Source organism: Staphylococcus sp. GDY8P57P, assembly GCF_017892585.1.
Classification (GTDB): domain Bacteria; phylum Bacillota; class Bacilli; order Staphylococcales; family Staphylococcaceae; genus Staphylococcus; species Staphylococcus borealis.
On sequence record NZ_JAESLK010000036.1, the window covers coordinates 63982 to 72452 of the forward strand.

6 protein-coding genes and 2 pseudogenes are annotated in these 8471 nt (G+C 25.5%); 2 read left to right on the forward strand and 6 right to left on the reverse strand.

The features are described 5' to 3' along the window. Positions 1–85: 85 nt before the first annotated feature. Entirely contained in the window at positions 86–1201 is a 1116-nt protein-coding gene (locus KA878_RS14390; protein ID WP_260842729.1) for a HEPN domain-containing protein, read from the reverse strand. A gap of 123 nt (positions 1202–1324) precedes the next feature. On the opposite strand from KA878_RS14390, the pseudogene KA878_RS11075 reads away from it, so the two are divergent. Continuing rightward, a pseudogene (locus KA878_RS11075) lies at positions 1325–1566 on the forward strand (type I restriction-modification system subunit M N-terminal domain-containing protein); the annotation flags it as partial. Positions 1567–1826: 260 nt separating this feature from the next. On the opposite strand, the gene KA878_RS11080 reads toward KA878_RS11075, so the two are convergent. The 3 genes from KA878_RS11080 to KA878_RS11090 are packed head-to-tail and all read right to left on the reverse strand — an operon-like array spanning position 1827 to position 4482. Further along, positions 1827–2753 (reverse strand): NAD-dependent epimerase/dehydratase family protein, encoded by a 927-nt coding sequence (locus KA878_RS11080; protein ID WP_053022693.1) that lies wholly within the window; start codon positions 2751–2753, stop codon positions 1827–1829. A gap of 12 nt (positions 2754–2765) precedes the next feature. Further along, complete coding sequence (locus KA878_RS14395) at positions 2766–4247, reverse strand: glycosyltransferase (protein ID WP_245336756.1); 1482 nt, start codon at positions 4245–4247, stop codon at positions 2766–2768. 52 nt (positions 4248–4299) lie between these two features. Then, positions 4300–4482 (reverse strand): hypothetical protein, encoded by a 183-nt coding sequence (locus tag KA878_RS11090; protein ID WP_053022694.1) that lies wholly within the window; start codon positions 4480–4482, stop codon positions 4300–4302. A 648-nt stretch (positions 4483–5130) separates the two neighbouring features. Here KA878_RS11090 and KA878_RS11095 point away from each other — a divergent pair. Continuing rightward, positions 5131–7398 (forward strand): CDP-glycerol:glycerophosphate glycerophosphotransferase, encoded by a 2268-nt coding sequence (locus KA878_RS11095; protein WP_053022695.1) that lies wholly within the window; start codon positions 5131–5133, stop codon positions 7396–7398. Positions 7399–7838: 440 nt separating this feature from the next. Here KA878_RS11095 and KA878_RS11100 read toward each other — a convergent pair whose 3' ends face one another. Both KA878_RS11100 and KA878_RS14400 read right to left on the reverse strand, forming a co-directional pair. Then, on the reverse strand, positions 7839–8342 hold the full coding sequence (locus tag KA878_RS11100; RefSeq protein WP_210142163.1) for a DUF1643 domain-containing protein: 504 nt from the start codon (positions 8340–8342) through the stop codon (positions 7839–7841). 15 nt (positions 8343–8357) lie between these two features. Further along, a pseudogene (locus KA878_RS14400) lies at positions 8358–8471 on the reverse strand (DUF960 family protein); the annotation flags it as partial.

An 8471-nucleotide genomic window follows, 5' to 3' on the forward strand; every position in this document is an offset into this window, starting at 1 on the left:
TTTTTTCTTTATCAGAGATTTTACTAAAAATCCCCTCAAAGTTTGTGTTTTTCAACTTCAACTTTGAAGGGAATAAATAAGGAACTTATTTATATTTATCCTTTATCTCATTAATATCTATTTTTTTATTAATAATATTATAAATATTAAATTCTTTAGAAAAGTCACTATCACTCTTATTCTTCATACTAAACGTTATTAATCTAATAATATCAGCTACTATTTCTTTAAATTCTATTGCATCTTCTTTTTTATAAGTAGCGCCTGTATGAACAATTTTATTTCTCATACCATAGTAATCTTTCATATATTTTTTTACACAATTTTTAATTTCATTAGAATTATCCAAATTTAGATTATCAATTGTCTTTAATAAATGATCATTAACAACATTAGCATACCCACATCCAAGCTTCTTTTTTAATTCTTCATCACTTAAATTTTTATCTAATTTATAATATTTTTCTAAAAAATTTGTGATAAAAACTTCTAATGCGGTCTGAATTTGTACAATTGCTAAATTATAGTCAGATTTATAAAAAGAACGTTCACCTTTTCTCATAGCCAAAACATAAATATTGCTAGGATGGTTATTAAAAACATTATAATTTTTTTTAATATTTAATAAATCACTTTTTTTGATAGATGAATACTGATCTTTCTCTATCTTTCCAGGCATGTTAATCATGAAAATGCTCATCTCTTTTATATTTCCATCTGTAGTATATATTACATAATATGGAATACTTAATATATCCCCTAATGATAGCTGGTATATATTATGATACTGATATTTAATGCTAATAATTTTAATAAGATTATTTAGACAATTAAATTGCTTATTAAAGATTTCGGTGAGACTATTACTTTTCTTTGATGCCCTAGAAGTGGAATTTGATTTCAATTTTTTAAACTGATTGTGCTTGATTATTGAAGTTATTTCAACATAAGTTTTTTTATCTCGCTTGATATTGTCATTTTCCAACACATTATCTTCTAAGTGGTTGAAAATCATAAATGTGTTTTCTTCATTTACAAAATCAATATTTTCAAATTCATTTATAGGTATTTTAAATGGCAATAAGTATTTGAAAGTTATTAATTTGCTATTTCCTTTTCTTTTAAAGCACTCATTCACATACTTTTCTTTTTTTAACATATTGAATTCGTTCTTTATTCGAATTTTATCCAATAAAAACACTCCCATAAATATTTTATTTTCACAAAAAAATTATTCATATTAAAATATTAACAAAAAACCTACACAATAAGTATTTATTTTTTGCTATATTTAAAATAATAGTAATTTAAAGAGGTGTTATTAATGGCAACTATAGGTTTCGAAGAAAAATTATGGCAAGCTGCCGATAAGTTAAGAGAGAGTATGGAGGCTGCTGAGTATAAAAATATAGCATTAGGTTTAATCTTTTTAAAATATGTATCGGATTCTTTTAAAGAAAAGTATGAAGAATTGAAGAAAAATCCATATGCAGATGAAGAGGATCAAGATGAATACTTAGCAGAAAATATTTTCTGGTTCCAAAAGAAGCAAGATGGCAATATATCAAGTGGTTGAGCAAGCAGAGCATATGACGAATAATTAGTAAAAATAACCCAAAAGGAGCATCCCTCACCGTAAAAGTGCAAGATGCTTTATTTTTATTGTAAGTAGTTTAATGTTAATTTTAATAGGTAAAGACTAGTAATTATCTGTAAATCATTATTTAAGTACCGTTATAATAAAGTCATTCATAAAATCCTTATAAATCCTATCAAAATGATTTTTTAGTCACTAGTCTGTGTTAGTAAAAAATATAAAATTAATTTTACTGTGAATGAACATACTCTAGTAGACCTTTTTCAATAGTGTATTCTGGTTTATATCCTAGGGAAGATAAACTATCAATATTCGCATATGAATGTTTAATATCTCCTTTTCTTTCAATAGAATGATTGTATTCAATTTGTTTGTCAAATATATTAGTAAAATTGTCAAATATATCCTTTAAGGAAGACGGAATACCAGTACCTAAATTGTAAATATGTCCTTTTGTATTATCATTTTGAATAACTATGTCTATAGCCTGAACTAAATCTTTTACATATACAAAATCTCTAGTTTGATTCCCGTCACCAAAAAATGTAAATTTTTCGTTATTTTTAAATTTTTCATTCATTATTGAAATCACACCAGAATATGGGGATGATGGATCTTGTCTTGGACCAAAAATATTAAAAAATCTTAATGATGTAGTTGGTAAATTATAAAGATTAAAATATAGTTTTGTGTATTGTTCTCCAGCATATTTTTCTATGGCATATGGAGATTCAGGATTAATAAATGATTCTACTTGTTTAGGTAGAGAATCAGTATTTCCATATATAGCTGCAGAAGAAGCAAAAATAAATTTTTTAAGGTTTGAGTTAAATTTTTTATTTGCTTCTAAAATATCTAATGTTCCTTTAATATTTACTTTATGCGATGTTATAGGATTGTTTATTGTATCTACTACATTTACAACTGCTGCTAAATGAATTACTATATCAAATTGATATTTTTTAATAAGATTTTCAATAAATAATTGATTTGTTACACTCTCATTGAAGAAGTGTTTTTCGTCAATAAAGTGAACATTTTCCCTTTTTCCTGTTTCTAAATTATCTAGTATAAAAACTTCATAGCTATTAGAATCATAAAATTCAGCTATATGTGATCCAATGAAACCTGCTCCACCAGTTATTAAAATTTTCAAAATATCTCTCCTTTACAAGTTATCGTTAAAAAGTTTTAACCATTGATTTACAATATTGGAAGGGTTAAATTCCTGTAAAACAATTTCTCTAGACTCTTCACCGAATTTAATATACTTATTTGTATCATGCATTATATCTAGTACAGCATCTGCCATACTTTGAACATCTTTGTTAGGTATCAAATAACCGTTTTGATTATTAAAGATAAATTGAGAAGGGCCATATTTAATATCAAAAGCAATTATTGGTTTACCAGCTAGCATTCCCTCAATCATACTCAAACTTTGTACTTCGCTTTGAGAAGTTGATATGACACATCTGAAATTACGTAATGTTTCATATGGATGTATAGTATATCCATATAATTTAAAGGTATTTTCTAAATGATTATCTTTTATCATTTCTATAATTTTTTCTTTATAATCTCCTTCTCCATAAATATGAAATTCAATTTCTGAGTCTTCTTTTGAAACCAACTTTGCAACCTCAATTAATAAATCAAACCCTTTACCCGCTGATAATCTTGATATACAGCCTATTATTTTTTTAGGAGATGCTTCATAATTTTCAGGTATTTCTTTTATAAAGTTAGGTATTAGGTAAGCGTTTTTTATATTATATTCCTCTTTAACATCATCAATATAATCTTGCGTCAAAAATACTATCCCTGTAAGATTTTTGCTGTTATTCAATACATTCTCTTCAACTTTTTTTATCTTGCCAGTTGGAGTTTTGTGAGTTGTATGCATGACCGCATATTTTTGTACATGTAAATGAGTAGTATTAATAACTTTATTTAAGCTACCTGTACCATCACAAATAATAATATTACTACTTTTATCTTCTATTAAATTACTAATGAAATAACTGCCTAACTCTTTATTATTATTAAAATGTTGATTCTCAGAAAAAAGATATATATCTTCTATTCCTTGGGTTGAAGGATTAATATTTCTTCTTAAAAAAGGCTGGCCATTTCTATTAAAAAAGGTTTCAGCTTTAAAGGTACCGTTTGTACTAAATTCTTTAATTCTTCTAATCCAACCAGTAAAAGAATATATTCTTTTTACTCTATTATTATTATCAAAAATATCTAATATATAATCTTCACTATTATTTTTGTATTTTAATACAGCAATTTTTTCACCACTTGTTGATGAAAATATCTCATATTTATTTTTTTTGATTTCAATTGGGATATTATTATCTATAATATTACTGTAATAATTATTGATATTTTTATTACTATTTAGTGTGTGCAATGATCTCTTTTCAAAGAAAGAGAATTGATTATAAACTTGAGTTTTATCATCTAATTTACCTATTGACCTGAGATTATTTATTATAGATTGGTAATTACTTTTATAATCAAATGTAATAATATCTGTTTTTATGCCGTAATCATTAAACGTTTTTGCCCGTGTTAATAATGATGTGGTTTTTCCGCCTTTTTCGATATTTAGGTCAAAAATTACTAAATAAACATGTTTCATTTTTTAACTCCCCAATAAATTTCTAATTTTTGTAATAACTTATGTTGTAATTTTAAAAATCTAAATACTTTTTGATTTCTCCATCAAAATCTTTATAAAGATTTTTTTGAAGTAACTCATCCTCTTCAGATTCAATATCAACGTCATTTACTATATTTTTATTATTGATTTCCATAAGCTTTATGTAAGTAGCATATAAAAAAGTAAAAAGCAAAAAATATTTTATTATTTTCATAACGGCTCCTTCCTCATTTGTCTTACAAACTTAAGTTGTTGTATATCATTAACACACATTATAACAAATAATAATTACTATTTTGAAGTAAAATAATGGCATCAAACAAATTGATTTTGAAATTTTTAGCAAATTCAAAAGAATTATAGACATTCATCTTTTAAACATGCTGTTACTATACATAATCAAGATTTAACGGGTTTCGTGATATAGTAAGATGTCGTTATTTTGAAGAATTTTACATTTATTTTTAAATGGTGGGTACATCCAATACAGTTTAATATTTTCTATAGGTATATAAATACTTTGATATCTTGAATTCCTACTCTTTATTTTAGATATATATCACAATGATTGGGGTATACTTTCATGCAATGATAAAAATTATAGTTGTTCTACATTTTTATTAAATAGCTTGTATCTAAAAATAATGCATATATATAGGATACCTAAGTTTTCAAAAAAATTACAATATAAGAAGTCAAATTTTCAGTATAATCAAAGTGAGTAACGTTTACCTATAACTTTATATTTGGTACTATTACATTTATATTAATATGTCATTAGAGTTGCTGTATATCTAAAGAATTCTGTTCAAAGCTATAAATTTTAATATAAAAGTGAAATTTTATTCTAGGAGGAAACAAATTGCAATATTCAATAATTGTACCCTATAAAGAAACTGATATCAAAATACTAAGAGATTGTTTGGATAGTATAAACCAACAAACATTTGGTGATTTTGAGGTTATTTTTATACATAATGGAAATACAAATTTAAATGAAGAAATTGAAAAATATAATTTTAAAAACAAAATTATCATTGAGCAAAAACTAGAAAACCCCCAATATTATAGAAATATTGGAATACAGAAAGCTTCTGGAGAATACGTTTTATTTATGGACGGAGATGATTATCTTCACCCTAACGCGTTAATATATGCCAAAGAAATAATAGATGAAACATTTGATGAAGTAATAAAATTAGGTGTCAAAAAGACACATTATACTAAAAAATTAACTTTCAAAGAGTTTGCAGATGGTTTTTATAAACCTGAAATATCTCAACAAATTAATGAATTTTTAGATAATATTAAAAGTGAAGATATAACAAGTAATGAAGCCACAAATAAATTATACAATTTAGGAATTATAAGCCATAGTTATATTGATATAAAACAAAATCGTTTATTAGATAAAATTAATTATCGACTGAAATCTTGTGGACTAATCATTAAAAAAAGTTTTTTGATTGAGAATAAAGTTGAATTTGATACTACTAATAGCTTATATGGCGATGTTAATTTTGTATTAAAGGTATATAATTTAGTACCAAGCATTAAGCAAACCAAAGTGAAATTATATTTTAAATTGATTCATAATGATAGTATTAGTTATCCTTCACATCTTCAACTAAACAAAGAAAGTAAAAGTTATTATAAGTTACTTGCTTATGACAAAACATTGGATAATTGTCCTAATATGATACTAGCAAGAAAAATTAAAGGATTTGCTATTAGAGAATATTTATATCATGTATGCAAAAGTGAGAGTTTTAAAAAATCATATAAAACTGTAAAGCCGATCTTTATTATTTTACATGATTTATTAAGAAAACCTTCCAAGAAATTAAAAATAAATTTAAGACATCTTTATGAAATTAATCCTATCAATCAAGGGAATTATTTTAAAGCATACAGACGCTCTAAAAGGAGAGTTAATTTATATAATACTTATAAATTCTTACAACTGAAAAATGAAAGATATAGAAAAAAAGTTATACAAAAAAATATTTTAACTAAATTACCAGTACGTAAAGACTTAATAATATATGAAAGTTTTTTAGGGAAAAATTACTCTGATAGTCCTAAAGCAATTTTCGAATATTTAAAGTCAAATAATAATGACTCATTTGAGCATATATGGATATTAAATAACAAAGAAATAATAAATGATTATCCGATACTTAAAGAAAAAAACGTAAAAATAATTGATAGATTCAGTTGGAAATATTTCTATTATGCAACTATTTCTAAATATTTTGTACTAAATATGAGACAACCGAAATGGTTAGAGAAAAAGGAAGAACAAGTTATATTGTCAACTTGGCATGGTACGCCATTAAAAAGATTAGTATTTGATATGAGTAATGTAACTTCAGCTAGTAAAAGTTATAAGCAGGACTTCTACTATCAATCAAGAAATTGGGATTATTTAATTGCTGCAAATAAATATAGTGAGCAAATTTTTGAGAGAGCATTTAAGTATCCTAAATCTAATATTTTAACTTATGGCTATCCAAGAAATGACATTTTAACTAATTATGATAGTTATTATAAGTTGAGTTTAAAACAAAAACTTAATTTACCTACTGATAAAAAAATTATTCTATATGCACCAACCTGGAGAGATGATCAGTATCATGATGTTGGAAAGTATAAATTTTCTTTAAATCTTGACTTAAAGAAGATGCAAAATGATTTAGGGAATGAATATATAATTTTACTGAGAATGCATTACTTTATTTCTGATAGATTAGATATTTCTGAGTTCGAGGGTTTTGCATATGACTTTTCAAAATACAATGATGTTAATGACTTGTATATTATAAGTGATATTTTAATTACAGATTATTCCTCAGTTTTCTTTGATTATGCTAACTTAAGAAGACCTGTTTTATTTTACACTTATGACTTAGATAAATATAAAGATGAATTAAGAGGGTTTTATATAGATATGAAAAAAGATTTGCCAGGGCCACTACTTTATACTACTAGTGAAGTAATTGACAGTATAATCAATATTAATGAGATTACTAATGAATATAAAGATAAATATGAAGATTTCTATGAAAGATTTTGCTCATTAGATGATGGTAATGCAACTCAAAGAGTTATAGACAAAGTTATTAAATAACCTTTGCTTAATATTTACTAATTTTAGTTTTAAGTAATTAGAAATTGACGATTAAAAAATTAGTTGAAAAATTAAATTAATGGAAGGGAGTCAGATTTTATCTTGGCTTCTTTTCTCTTTTTTGTTTTACCATCAATAAAAGAGGGTAACATTAAATAATCTGTTCATAGTGTACTAGCACCTAAAGGAATCCTAGTAAATAACTTTTAATGTGTGTCAGATCCTAAATAATTTTAATTATATAATATTTATGAAAACATTTAATATAAGTTTTCTTAAATAAAAAAATATCAGTGTATCTCCCTCACTATTCGGTGAGGGAGAATTAAATTTTGGTTAAAATTAGTAATAGTTTGCAGAAAAAGAGTTTAATTATTTCCTCTAAGGTGGTACTTAAAGTTGCAACGATACATTTGGATGATTAGTAAGTAAATTTTTTCCTATTTTAATGTCCATACTTGACGTGCTTTAGGATTGAGTGGGTGCATGATTTCATTTGTTGCTGGGTTTATAAGCTTTTTAATTTTCTTTTTGTGAGGCTTCAACATTTCCATTACTTGTTCGACACGTTCAACGACAACTGGACGCTTCGCATAAGCACCATAAGCTAGAATGACTGTGTCACTCTCACTAATTGCTTTCATTAAGTGAATGTCGGTGTGCTCATCGTATGGCTCGTTGATATGTTTGAGATTTTCTGGACTTTTAATATTAGAGAATAGATTTACAAGATATACAGCACCGTATCGTTCTGAATTAGCTAATTGGTTGAGGATAAGAACAGTTGTGAGATCGAGTGATAATACACCATCTAAATGAGGATACATCGTTATCACTGTACAAGCGGGTTTCTTTTCATCCCAAGTTTTCTTGAGTAAGTAGCGGTGTTTTTTATCACTACTGAATATAGCTTCTGTGTGTATTGTGCTTTTAATTGTATTCATATATCATCACTTCCTTTAGTATTCTTCTGGTAAAAGCATCACATAATAAAAAACGTCTACATCATCTTCTCGGATGACGTAGACTTTCTTAGGTAATGCATTTTGATATTTTACATAGTTTGTATAGTG